This window comes from Mesorhizobium metallidurans STM 2683 (assembly GCF_000350085.1).
GTDB classification, from domain to species: Bacteria; Pseudomonadota; Alphaproteobacteria; order Rhizobiales; family Rhizobiaceae; genus Mesorhizobium; species Mesorhizobium metallidurans.
This window is the reverse complement of record NZ_CAUM01000146.1, coordinates 67,053-85,834: the sequence shown is the minus strand read 5'-3', so window position 1 is coordinate 85,834 and position 18,782 is coordinate 67,053. Positions and strand designations below refer to the sequence as shown.

The window sequence follows — 18,782 nt, the reverse complement described above, 5'->3', positions numbered from 1 at the left end:
TCTGGGCAACCCTCTCGATCGGGCAATTTTGAGTTAACGCTTTGTTAATAAAAGCCGACGGCGCGAAGGTCTACAAGCCATTGCGTGCAGCGGTCGGAATCTCTGGGCGTTTGGTTAACGCCGCTTAAGATTTTATGGTGCGCTGCAACAAAGATGTTGCAATGCACAAAATTTGCCTTTATATTGCCATCATACATGAACGAGACGGCTTTCCTTCAAAGCCGCTGCCACCACAAGGATGGAAAATGTCCAGGACCAAAACTGCCGAGACGATCGAAAACGTTGAATTCCCGAGCTTCGACGCTTCCAAGGCCACCGACCAGATCCGCGCTTTCGCCGAAAAGGGCGTTGAGCAGTCGAAAGAGGCCTATGCCAAGCTGAAGACCGGCGCCGAGGAGACCCAGAAGGCTCTGGAGTCGACCTTCGAGACCGCCAAGACCGTTTCCAGCGACCTGTCGCTCAAGACCATCGCTGCTTTGCGTGCCAATGCCGAAGCCGGCTTCTCGCATCTCGAGGCTCTGATCGGCGCGAAGTCGCTGTCGGAAGTCGTCGAGCTGCAGACCGCATTCCTGCGCAAGCACGTCGAAATGACCGTCGAGCAGGCCAAGGATTTCCAGACCGTCGCCTCCAAGGCTGCCGAGGACGTCTCCAAGCCGATCAAGACCGCCTTCGAGAAGGCCGTAAAGGACATCAAGGCCGCCTAATATTTGCGCACAACGCGAAGATGCATCAAAACGTCGCATTTCGTCAGACAAATAGATATGCGATAGAATTGGTGAAAATGAATACCCGGCGGGTGGAACCTCCTCCCTCTGCTCTCCGGGGTGACCAGCCAGCACCTCCTCCCGCTGGCTCGTAACAGGAAAAGGCCGGCACCTCCTCCCGCCGGCCTTTTTCTTTGCCCGGCGGAAGGTTGCGAAACGATGGTTCGCTACAGCGCCACACGTCCTTGGAGGCGCAAAGGCCGCTGTAGAACCTTGGGTTTGCGCATGATCCCGGCGAAAACCGGTTCTGATTTTCAGGGCGATGCGCTGCCAAAAGTCTTGAATTAAACTCCGATAGCCCGTATGGACGCATCGCCGAGCGACAGAGCGCATCCTGGAGAATGAGCCTCGATCCCGCTCAGGCAAACGTGCCGTTGTAGCTCAGATGGTTAGAGCGCCGGATTGTGGATCCGGAGGTCGCTGGTTCGATCCCAGCCAACGGTACCATCGGCTTCCTCGCCTTCCGTGATCGTCAATGTGGCCTTGGCCTTGCGGGTTTCACTCCATGAGGAGCAAACTATTTCCTTGTCGGAAAGCGGCAGCGAAGCTCTGACAGGTCTCAATCGTCTCCGGCGTCTGTCTTCCATGTTGAGGATTCGGTTTCTTAGAAGTAAACCCGTTGGGCTTGCCTTATGAACCGGAACCGCTGACCCTCTCCGCGCATTTCGATGGATCGTGAACAAATCCACTTTCAATAGTGCTCCGGGCAGGCCCCAGGCAGGCTGGACAATCAAGCTGGGCGATTCTCCCGTCATCGGCACGGCGATCCACAGCGGCTCCGACATCGGGCGCGCCTGCCAATCGCTCATGTGCATCCCTGATCCTGACCGGCTGCGGGAGGAGGACCCCTTCACCGAGCACTTTATCGCCGATTTCCCAACCCAGATCGTCGTTCATCGATCGCGCTTTCAAGTCGATCTGAACCGCGCGCGCGACGCTGCCATCTATCGGTCGCCGGACCAGTCCTGGGGCCTGAACGTATGGCGAGAGCCGCCGGCTGAAGACATTGTGAACGAATCTGCTGCCTTTCACGACGCGTTCTACGGCGAGCTCAGGCGTGTCCTGACCGATGTCGAGAAGCGCCATGGCCGGTTCGTCCTTGTCGACGTCCACAGCTATAATCACCGGCGCGAAGGGCCGAAAGCAGTGCCCGCGTCGCAAGATGTCGCGCCCGACATCAATATCGGCACATTCTCCATGGACCGCGCGCGCTGGGCGCCGGTGGTCGACGCCTTCATGGAGACATTGCGCGGCCAGCGTCTCAATGGCGAGCCGATCGACATACGCGAGAATGTATCGTTCCAGGGCAAGGGCGAACAGACCCGTTTCGTCCACGCCAATTTCCCCGAAACCGGCTGTGCCATCGCGGTCGAGTTCAAGAAGATTTTCATGGACGAATGGAGCGGCAACCCCGACTGGGCGGCAATCGAACGGCTGCGCGCCATGCTGGCGTCCACGGTGCCGGTTCTTGAGGCCGCGCTGCGAGGCATGACATGAAGCCGAAGCTCGTCGAGGTTATGTCTCCGCTGGCGCAGATCGAAGCGGACCTGGATGCGCTTTTGCGGGACGGCAAGCCGATCCGCCGCGAGTTCGGCGACGGCAACCGTTTGCACATCGATCGGCCGCTGCCCTTTCTCTGCGTCCATGTCGGGTCGCACCAGGATGCGGCATTCCAAATTGTTTCCGCCAACGCGTCCTATCTGATCGTGGCCGATACTGGCTTCGCCGGTGAGGTCGCGCGGCTGGTGGCGCGAAGGATGCGCGATCATTGCGGCGCATTCCTCGTGCTCGACATCGGCGAGTTGGCCGAAGACCGGTTTCTGACCGAGGACGTGCCGTTCCTGCCGCCTTTCGAGATTGCACTGGCCAGCGGCAAAACGGCGGCGGAGAAGGCGGCGCTCAAGCGCTTCGCCACTGCTGCGTCCGGACGCGAAGCAAAATACCGCACGCCTCGCGTCGACGAACTCAATCCCGCGACACGTGCCGAAGCACGGCTCACGGATTATCTCGGCGATGTCGCTGAACTGACGGTGCGCTTCGCGCCGATCTACAAGGTACCTGGCAGCGAGCGTGTCTATCCTGAATTGCGCGACCTTGTCGTCGCCAACATGGTGGATTCTGGACTTCAGGCCGTCAGCGCTTTCCTAAAGGCATCAAGGCTGGAACAGCCGGCAACCCATCGCTCACTGGGTCGCCGCGCCTATATCGACGCTGTCGTGCGCGCCGACCGGGCGGTCGACAACGTCGCGTCGACATTCGACTTTCTGCTTGCCGTCACACCGATCAACGCCGAACCAGCCTGGCTGGAATTCCAGGCCGGCGGCTTCGAGCGTATGCCCGCACTGCTCTACAGGCCGCTCGAGTTCGAGGTTGCCGCCCAGAAGCGGAAGCTCTATTCGGTCTCTCTCGATCATCTGGAAGATACGCTCCTGACCAAGCTGCTCTCTGAAAGGCAGCAGGAACTCGATCTCCAACTGTCGATGCTCGCGGCACGCGAAACGCCTCGCTTCCTCGAATTCGGACGAGCACTCCATGGCAGCGTCGAGCCAAGCCTGGCGGCGAGGGCACACACCATTCTCGAAAAGGTGCCCCGCGTTGCGTCGGCCGCCCGGCAGAAGGGCCTGGGCGCCGACGCCGTTGCCGCGGCCGCGCGGGACATGATCGCCGGATACCGGGCAGCCTATCCGGAATTCGATGCTTCCGTGGAGATCCGCGGCGACCTGCCGGCCGGCCTCCTCGTCTCTCGAAACCGGCTGCTGGTTTCGCGCGATACCAACCTTCCACCAGAGCGTCTGACTGCGCTGCTCAGTCACGAGATCGGTGTTCATCTGCTGACCTATTTCAATGGCGATGCGCAGGGGCTCTCCATCTTCCGCAACGGGCTTGCGGGCTATGAGGGCATGCAGGAGGGGCTGGCCGTGCTGGCGGAGTATCTGGTCGGCGGCATGACCGCGGCGCGCTTGCGGCTGATCGCGGCCAGGGTCATCGCCTGTCAGGCGATGCTCGCCGGCGCGACGTTCGAGGAAACCTTCCACGTTCTTCATAGGGATTTCGGTCTCGATGATCGCAGCGCCTTCAACGTCGTGCTGCGTGTCTTTCGCGGCGGTGGCCTTGCAAAAGACGCCATCTATCTGCGCGGCGTGGTGCAGGTTCTCGATCACCTGAAGCACGGTGGCAGCCTCACGCCGTTTTGGATCGGCAAGATCTCCGCAGCGCATTTCGGAGCCATCCAGGAACTCAACGCGCGCGGCTTGTTGCGGGCGCCGCGCCTTGAACCTGCATTCCTTTCTTCCGATGCGGCGCGTCCGCGCCTCAAGAAAGCGATGGCAGGGATCGATCCGATCGATATGGTTGAGACCTGAGGGAGTCCCCTATGCGCATTGCGTTCTTCGTCAATTCGATTGAGAGCGAAACGCCCGGCTACACGACGACAGCGCTGGCGCTGGCTGCAATCCAACGTGGCCATTCTGTTGTCTATGTCGAACCAGGCGATTTCATATTGCGCCCGGATGACAGTCTGGCTGTCAGCGTAGCGGTTTTGCCGGACGCTCCCTATAAGACGTCCGACAAGCTGCATGCTGCCTTGAAGGATGCCGCGAAGCAAAAAAAGACCTTCGCGGCAAGCGATATCGACATCTTGTTTCTGCGCAACGACCCGTCGCTCGACGCCACCGATCGACCATGGGCCGCCAACGCGGGCGTTATGTTCGGCCGGCTCGCGGCGGAGCGCGGCGTGATCGTCGTCAATGATCCTGACGGCCTGGCGCAGGCGCAGAGCAAGCTCTATTTGCAGACCTTTCCCGAGGCGGTTCGACCGTCAACCCTGATATCGCGCAGCATTGCCGAAATACGCGCATTCATCGACAAACACCCGAAGGGCTGCATCGTCAAACCACTGCAAGGGTCGGGCGGCAAGAACGTCTTCCATATTGCGACCGCCACCGATTCCAACCTCAACCAGATTTTCGAGGCCGCCAGCGGTGACGGCTATCTCATCGCGCAGGTCTACATTCCGGAGGCCAAGGCTGGTGACGTGCGCCTTTTCCTGATGAACGGCCTGCCGCTGATGCGCGATGGCAATTATGCCGCCTTTCGCCGCGTCCCGGCCAAGGGCGACGTTCGCTCCAACATCCATGCCGCCGGAACCGCCCGCAAGGTCAAGGTAACGGACACGATGTTGCGCATTGCCGAGATGGTACGCCCCAAACTGGTCAGCGACGGCATGTTTCTGGTTGGCCTCGACATCGTCGGCGACAGACTTCTGGAGATCAATGTCTTCACGCCAGGCGGGCTGATACGGCTGGCCGACATGTACAAGACGGATTTTGCCATACATGTCATCGTCGCGCTGGAGGACAAGCTGACGCTGCGCCGGGCCTACGGACAGGCCATGCCGAATTCGCGGCTGGCGACGCTTTGATGAGTGCAGGCAAGTCGGCGGTCAGATCAGCGGTGCGGCCCGGACTGCGAGCGAAAAACCGCACATCGATATGGCGCCAATAGCTGGTTACGCCGCGATTTCGCAAGCTGCGCATTCTTATCGATGACACCGAGTAATTGCACACCCCGCGGGACCGAGATCTCGACGGCATCGGGCGTAAGATTTGCTACCAGGACTCTGATGTCTTGGCCAAGCCCGTAGGCGATCGCCGCGATGCCCGGGTGATCGACCACCACCTCGTAGCGCCTCGCACCGGCTGCGGCAGAGAGTTCGGCATGAACGGCTTGCACGGGACGCTTGCGGTCGAGATCATCCACAAGCCCAAAAACTCCGGTTGGCGACGCAAGAATGAGACGATCGACCTCAGCGCTGGCGGCTTGTGCCGCCACGCCGACGGCAAAGGCTGCGCCGAACAGGGCGCCATGCCGGGGATCGTTCCCAGCACCCGACACACGCGCAAGAGCCGGGTTTGCGGCCACGGCCTGACCATAGGGATTGTGCCGCATGCCGATCGTGCAGGGTCCGAGCCAGATAGGCTTTCCCGGGCACAGCCGTCGCGTCGCGGCGATGACCGGGGGATAGACGCTCAGCGTCTCCATGACCGAAAGATCGTCGGCGGCATGAACAATGGCTGCGTTGCCGAAGAAGACGAAATCGGCATCGCCGGTCGGCGGGTTGCGATTGAATTCGGTGAACAGGGACGGCGTCCCGGCGCCGATGGCGGCGCGTATCCCGCTTGCCCTGAGCGCGTCCACGAGGTCGCTGATCGGCCGTTCACCCGGAGGCACCGAACTCGACGCCCGTGTCTTGAACTCGCGCCGTGGTGAAACCAGAACGGCACTCGGTTCGACTTCCGACGAGCGGATCGCATCGACGACAGCTTTCGCCTCAGTCGCCGGATTGGCGGCATCAAGGATTGCCTCGATCGCGAGGCGTGCGCCGATCGACGCGGCAAGGCCGGCCGCCTTGCGCAACACATGCGCGTCATGTCCGCGCGCGCTGTCGAAGCGAACGATGACATCCTGCGCTGGACCGAGCAACGTGGCGCCGGCCCGGGCCGACGCCAAGTTGTCGGAATCGAGAAACAGGGCCATGGACGGCATCCGCCCAATTGGCCCAAGCGTCAGAGTGGCCTTTTCGGCGATTGCAGGTCGGCTCGCCAAAGTCTTGGCCTCAATGGAAACCGTGACGCGCTGGATGTCCTTCGCTCCCTTGGCGATGACATAGGGCCGTGGCTTCGACAGCGGACGGACATAGGTCTTGAACGAGGCGTCGGTCCAGTTGCGCTGGTCTTCCATCTCGAAGGCATCGCCTTCCATGGCGACGGTGCAAATGAGGCCGGGCGCCGGCTCGTGCGTCAGCGCGCTGATGTCGAAGGCCGGCTGGTCGGGGCTGATCGCCTCGGGAAAGACCGTCTCCTCGATCCGGCCGTCGCTGTGCCGGATGGTCAGCCTCCCTCCTGCCGCCTCCGAAGGATGGAGCACGACGAAACCGGTGCGATTGGTCGGGAAATCAGCGAGCGCGACGCCTTCCGCCTCCAAGGTCAGCACTCCAGAAGCGTCGCCCATTATTTTCATCCGGTAGGAAAATCTGCCCTGCGCACCGGCGCACAATCCGTCATAGGCGACCTCGAACGCCGCCTTGTCCTCCGATATTGTGAGGTTCGTAAGCCCGGCCTTGTATGTCCCCCAGGATACGTCGCGCGCCAGATAGTTTATCGCGCGCACCACTTCGACGCCGGCAAATGAGATTGTGTGAAGATTGCCGCCTTCCAGGATCACGCTCAGCGGACCGGCGGTAAGGGTCTGGCGCTCGGCGACCTGTTCGTCCGTGCCGAACAGGTCGAGCCTGCTGGCTTCTCCGCTCACGTCGCTTCCCTGACTTTGGCGTTTTCCTCCACCCTGTAGGCGATTACGGTCTTGCTGATCACCAGATCGCGCGAGCGTTGGTCGAACTGACGGAAATGATCCGAGGCAAGATGCAGGTCGAAGGCCGCGCGGTCGCGGTAGATCTCGTAGAGGAAGACATGGCTGGAGACGGCCGAGTCCGCCGGCGTCAGCACGTCGAAGCGCAGGCAATCCGGCTCGAGCTCGACGGAGAGCGCCGCATTCTCGGTCACCAGCCGATGGAATTCGGGAAAGGCGCCTTCGAGAAGCTCGAACGCGACGGTGATCGCGAATGCGGCCGCGCCAAGCCTTTCCTTGCCTCGGCTCTGCGCCTTTTCACGCCCCGCCGTCATTGCGCCCTCCGGCTTTTTGAGGCGGCAACATTTTCGCCCCACTGCGCCGGAACGATTGCCCGGTGTTCCGCCGCCGCGCGGTAGGCTGCATCAACCAATGCGTATGTCCTAAGATTGTCCCGGCCGGACGTTTCGGCAGGCACGCCGCGCTTGAGGCAGTCGAGGAAATGGCTGCAGGCGACGAACGCGCCTTCCTGTGCGACATGCCAGGGCTGGCTGGTCCACGAGCGCAGCGGCGAGCCGATATCCTCCTCCGTTGCTTTGCCGTGGCTGGTCACCCGCATGCGCAATCCCGGACGGACGACGATCGAGCCCTTGTCGCCCTCGATCTCCACCAGCGTTTGCGGGAACGGATCGGGGTCGCGGCGCGCCTCGTAGGTACACTCGACGACGCTGACTGCACCACTCGTGTGGCGCAGCAGCATCGTCGCCGTATCCTCGGCCTTCACCTTGGGATTGCGGCGCTGGGTCTCGCAGGAAATGCGCTCGACTTCGCCCAGGAAATAGCGCGCAAGGTCAAGCATATGGATGCCGACATCCGCGATTGCCAGCCGTTCCTCGTCGTAGAAATAAGGCTGCGTGCGATAGACATCGAAGCCGGTTCGAAATGCTATCCGCGCCCAGTTCGGCGTCCCGATCGCCCCGCTGTCGATGACGCGCCTGATATGGCGCATCGGCGTCTGGAAGCGGAAGTTTTCATGCACCGCGAGCCACACGCCTGCCTTCTCGGCCGCCTCGACGATGGCGACGCAATCGTCCCAGCTCGGCGCGAAAGGCTTTTGCACGATCGTGGCAACGCCGCGCGCTATCGCCAACTCGCAGAGCGCGCGGTGCGTGTCGTGGCGGGTGACGATGTCGACGGCGTCCAGCCGCTCGCTTGCGAACATGATTGCGGCGTCCGCATAGGACGGGACGCCGAACGCACGGCCGGCGGCTTCGGCCTTGCCGGCATCGATGTCGCAGACGGCAGCAAGCTGCGCGCCTTCCGCCGCAAGCTCCTTCCACGCATGCAGATGGTTCTGCGCATAGAAGCCGCAGCCGATCACCCCGATCCGGATCGCCCCCGTCGCCATTTTCTATCCTGCAACGATGGGCGTTCTGAGCACGCCGATACCATCGGCCTCGATCTCGACGACGTCGCCGGCTTTCATGAAGACCGGCGGCTTCTGGAAGATGCCGACGCCGGCCGGCGTTCCCGTCGACACGATGTCACCAGGCGCGAGCGGAATGTACTGCGACAGGAAGGAAATCAGCTGCGGCAGCGAAAACAGCCAGTCCGAGGTGCTGCCGTCCTGCAGCGTCTTGCCGTTGAGCCGCGTCTTCAACGCGACATTGTCGGGATGCGGCATCGCATCTGATGTGACGATGCAGGGGCCGATCGGCGCGAAGCCGGCAAAGTTCTTGCCGATGGTGATCTGATTGTCCTTGAACTGCACGTCGCGCGCCGAAATGTCGTTGAGCAGTGTGTAGCCGAAGATCGCCGGCATCACTTCGGCTTCCGTTGCCTTGTGCAGCTCCTCGCCGATGACCGCCGAGAACTCCACCTCATAGTCCATCTGTTCAGTTCTATCAGGCTTTTCGACCGGCACATCGGGTCCGATCACCGAGGTCGGCAATTTGGTGAAGAAGAAAGGCTCGGTCGGCATTTTCGCGTTCGGGTTCTCCTCGGCGTGGCCCTTGTAGTTGATGCCGGAGCACAGCACCTTGCCCGGCCGGATCGGGGCTTCCAGCCTCACATCGGCGAGCGCGTAGCGCGGCGCCTTGGCGAGACCGGCCCGAATGCGGCTCAGCGTCTCTTTGCCGCCGAGCACGACCTCCATCACGCTCTTAGCAATTCCAACCTCGGTCAGGCAGTCGACGTGGTCGCCGTCGAGCACGCCGGCGTGATGATCATGGCCTCCCTTGCGGTGGGAGAAGGTAACAAGCTTCATCTAGTCCTCCGAAACGAATACGGCCTTGTGCAAAGCCATTGGATTGTCTGCGAGCTTCCGGAAGACGCCGGGTGCTTCGCCAAGCGCGAAGGAACTTGCAATCTTCGGATAGCGGATCTTGCCGCAGGCGAGCAGCTCAAGCGCCTCGGGAAAACAGTCGACCGAGGCGCGCGAGCCGAGGATGGTCACTTCCTTGCGGGTGAAGTCGAGGCCCGGGAAGGTAATGCCTTGCCCCTTCCTGACCAGTCCGAGAATGACGACGCGCCCGCCGGCGGCGACGAGATCGATGGTCTGCTCCATTGCCGGCGCAGCTCCCGTCGCCTCCATGACCACTGGCATGCCTTCGCCATTGGTGAGTTCGAGCACGCGTTCCAGCAGGCCGGCGCCGCCGGCAATCGGGATCGCGCCGAGATCGGCCGCCGTGGACAGGCGCTCGGCCGACAAATCGGTGGCGTAGACCTTTGCGCCATGCGCGCGCGCCACTTCGACGATTGCCAGTCCGATCGGCCCGGCGCCGAGCACGAGCATCGTGTCCTGCGCGCTGACCATGCCGCGGCGGCAGCCCTGCACGCCGATCGCCACCGGCTCGGCAAACGCCGCCCCGAAGTCGGTCAGCCCATCCGGCACGACATTGAGATTTCCGGCCGGCGCTGTCACGAAATCGGCGAAGCCACCCTCGCGATGGACCCCGACAATGCTGAGATTGGCGCAGCAATTGCGCTTGCCGACCCTACAGGGATAACAGTGGCCGCAGCCGATGAACGGATCGACGACGACGCGCGTGCCGATGGCCGGGCCGCTTGAGCCGGGGCCATAGGTTTCGACCACGCCCGATATCTCGTGGCAGCCGATCCGGGGGTAGCTCACATAGGGGTTCTTGCCGGTGTAGATGTAGAGGTCGCCGGCGCAAAGGCCGGCAGCCTTGACGCGCACCAATACCTCTCCCGCCTGCGGCTCGGGCTTTGGCGCCTCGGCCATGCGGATCGAAAACGGCGCATCGAAGATTGCGGCACGCATTTGATCAGGCCGCCTTGGCCGGCCGCACGACCTTGCCGTCGCCGTCGAATTCGATCCAGTCGCCGGCGCGCAGCAGATAGGGGTCGGCGATCGCCTCGCCACGCGCCCTGGCTTGCCGGTGGTGCTCCATATAGTCGGCGACATCCTTGTCGCCATCGAGTTTGATGTAGTGGCAAGGCAGCACCGTCTCGAGGCCGAGCCATTGCGTGGCGAGAACGCCTTCGTACGGGCTCATCTCACCGGTCAGCATTTCACCCGGCATCGGGTTGAGATGCAGGATCTCCTGCGGATTGGCGATGCCGATACAGCCGACATTGGGCTTGTAGAGCTCGGCCTGCAGCTTGAGATCGGAGAAGATGGCGGTATCGCCATAGTGGTAGAAGCGCAGATTGTCGTCGGCATAGACGATGAAGGCCATCGGCACGCCCGAAATGAAGGAATTGTCCTTCAGCCTGATTTGCGACCAGTGATGGCATTCGAGCGGCTGGATCTCGATGCCCGCCACCTTGACCCGGATGCCCCAGGTCGTGGCGCGGATCTGGCTGGCCGGAATGCCGCGATCCATCAGCCAGGCCTTCACCTCGCCGCCGCAGACGACCGGACAGCCATATTTCTGCGCGATCTTGTCGGTATCGCCGAGATGATCGAAGGCCGCGTGGCTGACGACGACGAGATCGACGTGATCGAATTCGGTCGACTTGGTCGCTGCGCCCGGATTCTGGTCCAGAAACGGATCGCACAGGATGCGCAAGCCGTCGCGCGTCAGGATCTCGTAGGCGGCGACGCCGTGGAAGCGCATGCGGGTGGTGGGGTGACGTGCCATTTTGTGTCCTTGGCCATTTTGGTGGTGATTGGCCGTCCGGCGGCGAGGGAGAGCGCGCCGCCGGAGGCTGCCCGAGCCTTGAATCAAGGCTGAACCTTGAGCCAAGACTCCGGCGGTACAGCCTATTTCACATTCAGCGCGGTCAGCACCTTGTCGACATTGTCCTTGGTGATCAGGATCACGCCGGTATCGAGCGTGTCCGGTATCGGACGGCCGCCATCGGCTGCGGTCAGGCCCGCCGACTTCAGCGTGTTGGTGTTGTAGTCGTGCAGGAGCTTGACAGCGTAGTAGATGAACAGCTCGCGGTTCTGCACGACGATGCCGTCGACCCAGCCTTCCTTGGCCGATTTGAAGAAGTCGGGCGTCTGCTCCATCGCCGTCACCTTGATGTCGCCGGGATTCTTGCCGGCTTCACGCAGCGCGGTGACGATGCCGGCGCCGGATTCGGAATCGAAGCCGGCAAGGCCGGCGATATCGGGATTGGCTGCGAGGATCGCCGCGGTCACCTGCGCCGCCTTCTGCGCGTCGCCGCCGTCGTCCTCATTGGCGACGATGGTGTATTTGCCGCCGCCATTGGCCTCGATATAGGCTTTGAAACCTGCCACCGCCTCGCGCATGTTGCCGGCGTTGATGATTGACATCGACGCGAGCTTGCCGCCATTCGGCAGCATTTCCATCAGCTTCTTGGCCTGGGCGACGCCGACCTGCGTCCAGTTCGTGCCGATATAGGCAAGGCGGCCGGAATCGGGCAGGTCGCCATCATCGACCACCGTCGGCACGCCCTGCTCCATGCATTTCTTGACGGATTCGGTCAGCGACGGATCCCAGCCGCCGACCACCGAGACGCCGCTCGGCTTCTGAGCGCAGACCTGGTCGACGGCGGAGATGAAACCCGGCACGTCGAAGTCGGTCGGCCCGGCGACGATCACCTTGACGCCGAGTTCCTCGGCGATCCGCTTCATGCCGACATAGTCGTACTGCACGAACAGCGGCAAATTGGCCTTGTTGGAGATCCAGTAGTAGGTTTCCTTCGCATCGGCCGGCCCGAAGGATGATTCCTGCGCGCTGGCCGGAAAAGTCTGGAGCAGTGCCGTGGCAGCAAGCGCTGCGCCGGAGAGTATCGTTTTCACTATCGATTTCATGCCCGTTTCCTCCTGATGTTTTTGTAGTCCCAGTCGTCTGAAATCCAGTCTCCTGCATCCCGTCCGGTTGTCCGGCTCCAGCCTCCGCCTGAGATCAGGCGCGGCCGCTGGTCTTGAAACGATCGAGCGACACGGCGAACAGCAGGACCAGGCCCACCACCAGCCCCTGCCAGAACACGCCGATCGCATTGATGATCATGGCGTTCTCGATCAGCGCGATGAACAACACGCCGAGAATGCCGCCAAGGATCGTGCCTTCACCGCCTTTCAGGCTCGCGCCTCCGAGCACTGTGGCGGTGATGACCTTGAGCTCGATGCCGACACCGGCATTGACGACGGCGCTGTTGAGGCGCGCGGCACCAAGCACACCGGCCAAACCCGCCAGCGCTCCCATGATGACGAAGCCGATCAGGATGAGCCGGTCGACGCGGATGCCCGAAAGCTGGGCCGCGCGCGGATTGCCGCCGATGAAATAGAACTGCCGGAAGAAGCGCGTCCGCGCCACCAGCCAGCCGCCGACGAGCACCAGCACCAGCATCGCCCAGAAGGGCGACTGGATCCTGAACAGCGGGTCGGCGGCGCGGCCATATTCGGCGAAGGCGTCGCTGATCGGGGTGACGCCGGTGCCTGCGGTGACATAGGTCAGGCTGCGATAGATGGTGAGCGTGCCAAGGGTGGCGATCAGCGCGTTGATGCCGATACGCGTCACGATCAAGCCGTTGACCAGGCCGCACAGTGCGCCGACCAGGATGCCGATAAGGACCGCGATCTCGGCCGACCAGCCCCACCATCCCGCCACGACGCCGGCCCAGACGCCGGAGAAAGCCAGCGTGGAACCGACCGACAGGTCGAATGTGCCGCCGATCATCAGCAGCATCATGCCGCAGACGAGCATGCCGACCGGCGCCAGGTTGAGCAGCACGGCCCGCATGTTGGAGGCGGTCGGGAAATTGTTCGGGTAGACGATGCTCATCGCCAGCGCCAGCACGACGACGAGCACGAAGAGCGTCAGTTCCCTGGAATCGGCAAGTCGCCGCACGATGCGCACGAAGAGATTCTCGCGCCGGCGCTCGGCAGTCTCTGCCAGGGGTTGCGTGATCTGCATCGCCATCATGCCTCTGCCATATCAGGTTGTTTGCGAACCTCGGCCACCGAGGCCGTGTATCTGGTGGCCAGCCGCAGCACCTGTTCCTCGCTCGCCCCGTCGCCCGGCAGTTCGCCGACCGTCCGGCCTTCCGCCATCACGACGATGCGGTCGGCGAGCGCCAGCACCTCCGGCAGGTCCGAGGACACGACGAGCAGGGCGACGCCCTTGTCGGCGAGCGCCCTGAGCAGCCGGTAGATTTCGGAACGCGCCCCGACATCAACGCCGCGTGTCGGCTCGTCGACGATCAACAGGCGCGGCTCCATCGCCAGCCATTTGGCCAGCAGCACTTTCTGCTGGTTGCCGCCGGAAAGATTGCCGACGATCTGGCGGACGCTCGGCGTCGCGATGCGCAGCTCGTCGACGAAATTCCTGGCCAGCGCCTCGGCCTTGCGGTTGGAAAAGTTGGCACCCGACGAGACCCTGGACAGAACCGTCGCGGCGACGTTGTTGACGATGTCCATGCCGAGGAACAGTCCTGCCGCCTTGCGGTCTTCCGGCACCATGCCGATGCCGGCATGCTTGCCGTCCCATGGACCTTTCGGATCGATCGCCGTACCGCCGATGCGGATCTGGCCGCCGTGCCGGCGGCGGGCGCCGAAGATCGCCTCGCAGAATTCGCTGCGACCCGAGCCGATGAGACCGGCAAGGCAGACGATCTCGCCGGCCCGCACGATGATCGACGCCGAACGGACCAAAGGCGGCGCATCCAAATCTTGCGCTTCGAGCACGATTTCGCCGATTTTTCGCCCCGTGGCGGAGCGCGAGAAATGCACGTCGCGTCCGACCATCAGGCGGATCAACTCGTCGGTCGATGTCTCGGCGACCTGGCGGGTTCCGGCAAGCCTGCCATCCTTGAGCACGGTCACCGAATGGCAAAGCGAGAAGATCTCGGCGAGGCGATGCGAAACATAGATGACCGAGACGCCGTTGCCGGCCAGCCGGCGCACCACGTCGAAGAGCTTCCCGGTTTCGGTCAGGGTCAGCGCCGCCGTCGGCTCGTCGAGGATCAGGACCCTGAGGTCACGCGACAGCGCCTTGGCGATCTCGACGATCTGGGCCTGCGCCGGCGACAGCACCGACACTTTCAGCGCCGGGTCGATGGCAACGCCAAGCTGCGCGATCAGCGCCTTTGCCTGTTCCCGCATGGCGCGGACATTGACCTGGCCAAGCCATTGCGTCGGCTGCCGGCCGGCAAAGATGTTCTCGGCAACCGAAAGCTGCGGCACGAGCGAGCCTTCCTGATGCACGATGCCGATGCCGAGGTCGCCGGCGGCCTTTTCGTCGAGCGTGCCGATCTCGGCGCCATCGACCAGGACGGTGCCCTGGTCGCGCGAATAGACGCCGGCGACGATCTTGCCGAGCGTCGATTTGCCGGCTCCGTTTTCGCCGAGCAGGGCGCGGATTTCACCGGCCTCGACGCTCATCGAGACGTCGTCGAGCGCCCGCACGCCGGGGAAGAACTTGGAAAGGCCGTTGATTTTGAGCCTCGGCGCCATCGCCCTATTGTGCCCTGGCCTGGAGGTAGTGGGCCTGCTTGGCCTGGATCATCCAGACCATGGTTTCGTTGACGGGCGTCGCCACACCGGTGCGCTTGCCTGCTTCGACGATCGCGCCGTTGATGACCTCGATCTCGGTCTGGCGCCTGGCCTCGACATCCTGCAGCATCGACGCCTTGCCGCCGACCGCCTTCTCCAGCAGGCCGGTGATCGCGGCCCAGCGCTCGTCATAGTCGAGCGCGATGCCTTGCGCCTTCGCCACCGCCACGACCTCTTTGAGGATGGCGGCCATCAGGCTCTTGGTGCCGTCGAAGGCGACGAGCTCGTGCGACATGAAATGCAGCAGTCCGGCGACCGGCAGCGTGCAGGCATTGAGCGCCAGCTTTTTCCAGACCTCGTCCAGTATCCTGTCGGAGCGCGTCGTTTCGATCTCGGCCGCGCGGAACGCCTCGATCACCTTGCCGAGGCGCTCGGTCGGCTTGCCCGTGAGCTCGCCGATATAGGTCATGCCGGATCCCGGATGCTTGACGCGGCCCGGCGCCAGCAAGGTGCCGCCATGATAGGTGAGCCCGACCAGCACGCGATCTTCGCCGACGATCGAGGCGATACGCGGCGCATTGCCCCAGCCGTTCTGCAGGCTGAGCACGGCGGTCTCACCGGCGATCATCGGTTCGGCGGCCCGGACGGCAGCCTCGGTGTGATAGCATTTGACGAAATTGATGATGAGGTCGACCGGGCCGACGCTCGCCGGATCGTCGCTTGCCGGCACCCTGATCACCGGCTGCGAACCATCTTTCTCTTCGATGGTAAGTCCGTTGTCGTTGATCGCCGTCACGGCCGCCTTGGAGACGTCGATCAAAGTCACGTCGTTGCCGGCGCGGGCCAGATAGCCCCCGAATATCCCGCCCATGGCTCCGCCGCCGCCCAGAATGGCGATTTTCATGCATCTTCCTCCCTTGGCGATCGCAACCTTTGGCGATCGCAACCGCCGTCGCAAAGCGCGTTGATTTGCCGGCTTTGGGGCATGCCTTGACGTGCACCAAACCAGCCACTGACCGGCGCTCGTTGAGCCCGGCCTTTGTCCTCGCGCTTTTCGATCTTGTGATTTCAGCATTGCAAGCTGTTGCATGGTTGTCAAGCATGATGGTATGAAAGGTCTATGGTCGACCCACTTGTCATAGAACGAAAGAAGCTCTTCGAGCATGTTGCCACGCATCTCGAAGGGCAGATCCTCTCCGGCAAACTGAAGCCCGGAGACCAATTGCCGCCCGAGCGCGACTTGCAGTCGCGCTTCGGCGTCGGCCGGCCCGCCATTCGCGAGGCGCTGATCTCGTTGCAGAAAGCCGGCCTCGTCGAACTCACCAATGGCGCCCGCGCCAAGGTGCTGATGCCGACAGCCAGCCACATCTTCACCGGCATGGCGCCTGCCGTCAGGCAGATGCTGTCGACCGAGGAAGGGCAGCGCTCCTTTCAGGGCGCCCGCATGTTCTTCGAAGTTGGCTTGGCCCGTGAGGCGGCTCGCACGGCGACACCAGCCGACCTGGAATCGCTGTGCACCGCGCTCGAGGCCAACCGCCTGGCGATCGGCGACCGCGATCGTTTCACCAGCACCGACATCGCCTTCCACTTCGAGCTGGCGCGCATTGCCCGCAATCTCGTCTTCGTCGCGCTGCACGACCAGATATCGGAATGGCTGAAGGAACAGCGCATCGTCACGCTGGCCGCCGACGGCCAGGAACAGACGGCCTATGAAGCGCACCGCGCCATCTATGAGGGCATCGCGGCACGCGACCCCGATCGCGCCGAGCAGGCGATGCGGTCGCATCTCGACCAGCTGACGACGATGTTCTGGCGCCAACGGGCAAGTGAGCCTGAGACGGGCGGCCACGACGAATGAAGATCGGCGTCATTGGGGACGATTTTACCGGTTCCGGCGACATCGCCAACACGCTCGCCAAGGCCGGCGCGCGGACCGTTCAGTATGTCGGCATACCTTCCGCAGACCTGACGAGAGCGATCGACGCCGCGGTCATTGCATTGAAGACACGTTCATCCGATGTCCGCGATGCGGTGGCGCAGTCGCGGCAAGCCTGCCGTTGGCTGGTTGCCAATGGCGCCGAGCAGATCGTCTTCAAATATTGCTCGACCTTCGATTCCACGCCGCAAGGCAACATCGGACCAGTGGCGCAGGCGCTGCTGGAGGAATTGGACGCACCGTTGACGCTGGTTTGTCCTGCCTTTCCCGCCAACCGCCGCACCCTTTATAACGGCCATCTCTTCGTCGGCGACCGTCTGCTCAGCGAGTCGGGCATGGAGAACCATCCACTGACGCCGATGACCGATCCCGACATAAGGCGATGGCTTTCACGCCAGACACAGCTCAAGGTCGGCCATCTTGCACTCGAAAGCTTGCGCTCGGGTGCCGCTGAGGCCGACTTGAGTCTTGCGCGGCGCAACGACGAAAAACTGATCGTCGCCGACGCGATCTCAAATGACGATCTCATCGAGCTCGGCAAGATAGCCAGGAGCCATCGGCTGGTCACCGGCGGTTCCGGCATTGCCATGGGCCTGCCCGGCAATTTCGGCATCGTTCCGGCGCCCGAGAACCGACCGCAGTTCACGGGCGGCAACGGTCCCGGATTCATTCTTTCCGGCAGCTGCTCTTCGGCGACACGCCGGCAGATTGCCTTCTACGGCAGCAGCCACCGTTCGATGCGTCTCGACGCGGCCGAAGCGCTCGATCCGGCCGCCGCCGTCGCGCACTGCCTCGACTTTCTGGTCAGCCACCAGGACGAAGGCCCGCTGGTCTACTCGACGGCCGAACCTTCGGAAGTGGCCTCGGCACAAGAGCGCTATGGACGCGACCGGCTGGCGACATCGTTCGAGACGATCTTTGCCGAGCTCGCCGCAAAGGCGGTGGCTGCCGGCTTCCGGCGGCTCGTGGTTGCGGGCGGCGAGACATCCGGTGCCGTCGCCTCGGCATTCGGAGTGGCGGCACTCGAGGTCGGTCCGGAGATCGACACCGGGGTGCCGGTGCTCATCCTTGACGGTGAGCCGAGGCTGGCCTTCGCGCTGAAATCAGGCAATTTCGGCGCCGATGATTTTTTCGAACGCGCCCTCGATATGCTGAAAGGTGACGCCCGATGACACCGGAAGAACAGCAGCTTCGCGATGAGTTTTGCCGCTGGGGCGAATCCCTGTTCATGCGTGGCTACACCGCCGGCTCGTCCGGCAACCTGTCGGCCCGGCTTGCCGACGGTTTCCTGGTCACGCCGACCAATTCCTGCCTGGGCTGTCTCGAGCCCGGCAGATTGACGAAACTGGACGCCAAGGGCGTGGCGGTGTCGGGTGACGCCCCGACCAAGGAAATTCCCCTTCATATGGCATTCTATGAGGCACGGCCGCAGGCGGCGGGCGTTGTGCATCTTCACTCGACCTATGCCACGGCGCTTTCCTGTCTCGAAGACACCGACCCCAACAACGCCATCCCGCCAATCACGCCTTACGTGGTGATGCGCGTCGGGCCGGTGCCGCTTCTGCCCTACACGCATCCCGGGTCGGCCGAAATCAGGCCACTGGTGCTGGCCAAGGCGCATGATCATGCGGCCGTTCTGCTCGCCAATCACGGTCCGGTCGTTTCCGGACGCAGCTTTCGCGACGCTGTTTTTGCCGCCGAGGAACTGGAGGAAACGGCAAAGCTGGTGCTTCTGACGCGAAGGCTGCCGGTCCGGCAACTGGATGCTGTGCAGGTCGCCGAGCTTGAGCAGCGCCGACCGAAATGA

The 18,782-nt window shown here is 63.0% G+C and carries 17 protein-coding genes and 1 tRNA gene; 8 read left to right on the top strand and 10 right to left on the bottom strand.

What is annotated here, in order from left to right; translation table 11 throughout:
* Window positions 1–245: 245 nt before the first annotated feature.
* The 5 genes from MESS2_RS25450 to MESS2_RS25430 all read left to right on the top strand — a co-directional run bounded on the left by MESS2_RS25450 (window position 246) and on the right by MESS2_RS25430 (window position 5,184).
* Window positions 246–704: a phasin gene (locus MESS2_RS25450; protein ID WP_006329365.1), complete on the top strand. Its 459-nt coding sequence runs from the start codon at window positions 246–248 to the stop codon at window positions 702–704.
* Between the two features lie 430 nt (window positions 705–1,134).
* A tRNA-His gene (locus MESS2_RS25445) sits at window positions 1,135–1,211 on the top strand.
* Window positions 1,212–1,439: 228 nt separating this feature from the next.
* Window positions 1,440–2,261 carry an N-formylglutamate amidohydrolase gene (locus MESS2_RS25440; RefSeq protein ID WP_008877437.1) on the top strand — a complete coding sequence of 274 codons (822 nt, stop codon included), beginning with the start codon at window positions 1,440–1,442 and terminating at the stop codon, window positions 2,259–2,261.
* On the top strand, window positions 2,258–4,126 hold the full coding sequence (locus tag MESS2_RS25435; RefSeq protein ID WP_008877436.1) for a flavohemoglobin expression-modulating QEGLA motif protein: 1,869 nt from the start codon (window positions 2,258–2,260) through the stop codon (window positions 4,124–4,126). Before MESS2_RS25440 ends, MESS2_RS25435 begins: the two co-directional genes overlap by 4 nt.
* A gap of 11 nt (window positions 4,127–4,137) precedes the next feature.
* Window positions 4,138–5,184, top strand: coding sequence for a glutathione synthetase (locus MESS2_RS25430; RefSeq protein ID WP_008877435.1), 1,047 nt, complete (start codon window positions 4,138–4,140; stop codon window positions 5,182–5,184).
* A 26-nt stretch (window positions 5,185–5,210) separates the two neighbouring features.
* Here the strand turns inward: MESS2_RS25430 and MESS2_RS25425 are convergent, their stop codons facing one another.
* The 10 genes from MESS2_RS25425 to MESS2_RS25380 form a co-directional block, all read right to left on the bottom strand.
* Window positions 5,211–7,073: a D-apionate lactonase family protein gene (locus tag MESS2_RS25425; RefSeq protein WP_008877434.1), complete on the bottom strand. Its 1,863-nt coding sequence runs from the start codon at window positions 7,071–7,073 to the stop codon at window positions 5,211–5,213.
* The gene (locus MESS2_RS25420) at window positions 7,070–7,444 is read right to left on the bottom strand and encodes a putative quinol monooxygenase (RefSeq protein WP_008877433.1); all 375 of its coding nucleotides are present in this window, start codon (window positions 7,442–7,444) and stop codon (window positions 7,070–7,072) included. Before MESS2_RS25420 ends, MESS2_RS25425 begins: the two co-directional genes overlap by 4 nt.
* Window positions 7,441–8,517 (bottom strand): Gfo/Idh/MocA family protein, encoded by a 1,077-nt coding sequence (locus tag MESS2_RS25415; protein ID WP_008877432.1) that lies wholly within the window; start codon window positions 8,515–8,517, stop codon window positions 7,441–7,443. The genes MESS2_RS25420 and MESS2_RS25415 overlap by 4 nt, the downstream gene beginning before the upstream one ends.
* A 3-nt stretch (window positions 8,518–8,520) precedes the next feature.
* Window positions 8,521–9,375 (bottom strand): fumarylacetoacetate hydrolase family protein, encoded by an 855-nt coding sequence (locus tag MESS2_RS25410; protein ID WP_008877431.1) that lies wholly within the window; start codon window positions 9,373–9,375, stop codon window positions 8,521–8,523.
* On the bottom strand, window positions 9,376–10,392 hold the full coding sequence (locus MESS2_RS25405) for a zinc-binding dehydrogenase (RefSeq protein ID WP_008877430.1): 1,017 nt from the start codon (window positions 10,390–10,392) through the stop codon (window positions 9,376–9,378).
* 4 nt (window positions 10,393–10,396) lie between these two features.
* The gene (locus MESS2_RS25400) at window positions 10,397–11,215 is read right to left on the bottom strand and encodes an MBL fold metallo-hydrolase (protein ID WP_008877429.1); all 819 of its coding nucleotides are present in this window, start codon (window positions 11,213–11,215) and stop codon (window positions 10,397–10,399) included.
* A 122-nt stretch (window positions 11,216–11,337) separates the two neighbouring features.
* Window positions 11,338–12,357 (bottom strand): substrate-binding domain-containing protein, encoded by a 1,020-nt coding sequence (locus MESS2_RS25395; RefSeq protein ID WP_008877428.1) that lies wholly within the window; start codon window positions 12,355–12,357, stop codon window positions 11,338–11,340.
* Between the two features lie 94 nt (window positions 12,358–12,451).
* A complete protein-coding gene (locus tag MESS2_RS25390) occupies window positions 12,452–13,468 on the bottom strand; it encodes an ABC transporter permease (protein ID WP_244440092.1) in 1,017 nt (338 codons plus the stop codon).
* Window positions 13,468–15,000, bottom strand: a complete 1,533-nt coding sequence (locus MESS2_RS25385; RefSeq protein ID WP_008877426.1) for a sugar ABC transporter ATP-binding protein — start codon at window positions 14,998–15,000, stop codon at window positions 13,468–13,470. Before MESS2_RS25385 ends, MESS2_RS25390 begins: the two co-directional genes overlap by 1 nt.
* A 4-nt stretch (window positions 15,001–15,004) precedes the next feature.
* Window positions 15,005–15,943 carry a ketopantoate reductase family protein gene (locus MESS2_RS25380; protein WP_008877425.1) on the bottom strand — a complete coding sequence of 313 codons (939 nt, stop codon included), beginning with the start codon at window positions 15,941–15,943 and terminating at the stop codon, window positions 15,005–15,007.
* A 216-nt stretch (window positions 15,944–16,159) separates the two neighbouring features.
* On the opposite strand from MESS2_RS25380, the gene MESS2_RS25375 reads away from it, so the two are divergent.
* From MESS2_RS25375 to otnC, 3 genes are read left to right on the top strand one after another with little or no spacing between them, the layout of a single operon-like run.
* A complete protein-coding gene (locus MESS2_RS25375) occupies window positions 16,160–16,897 on the top strand; it encodes an FCD domain-containing protein (protein ID WP_008877424.1) in 738 nt (245 codons plus the stop codon).
* Window positions 16,894–18,147, top strand: coding sequence for a 3-oxo-tetronate kinase (gene otnK / locus MESS2_RS25370; protein ID WP_008877423.1), 1,254 nt, complete (start codon window positions 16,894–16,896; stop codon window positions 18,145–18,147). Before MESS2_RS25375 ends, otnK begins: the two co-directional genes overlap by 4 nt.
* On the top strand, window positions 18,144–18,782 hold the full coding sequence (gene otnC / locus MESS2_RS25365; RefSeq protein WP_008877422.1) for a 3-oxo-tetronate 4-phosphate decarboxylase: 639 nt from the start codon (window positions 18,144–18,146) through the stop codon (window positions 18,780–18,782). Before otnK ends, otnC begins: the two co-directional genes overlap by 4 nt.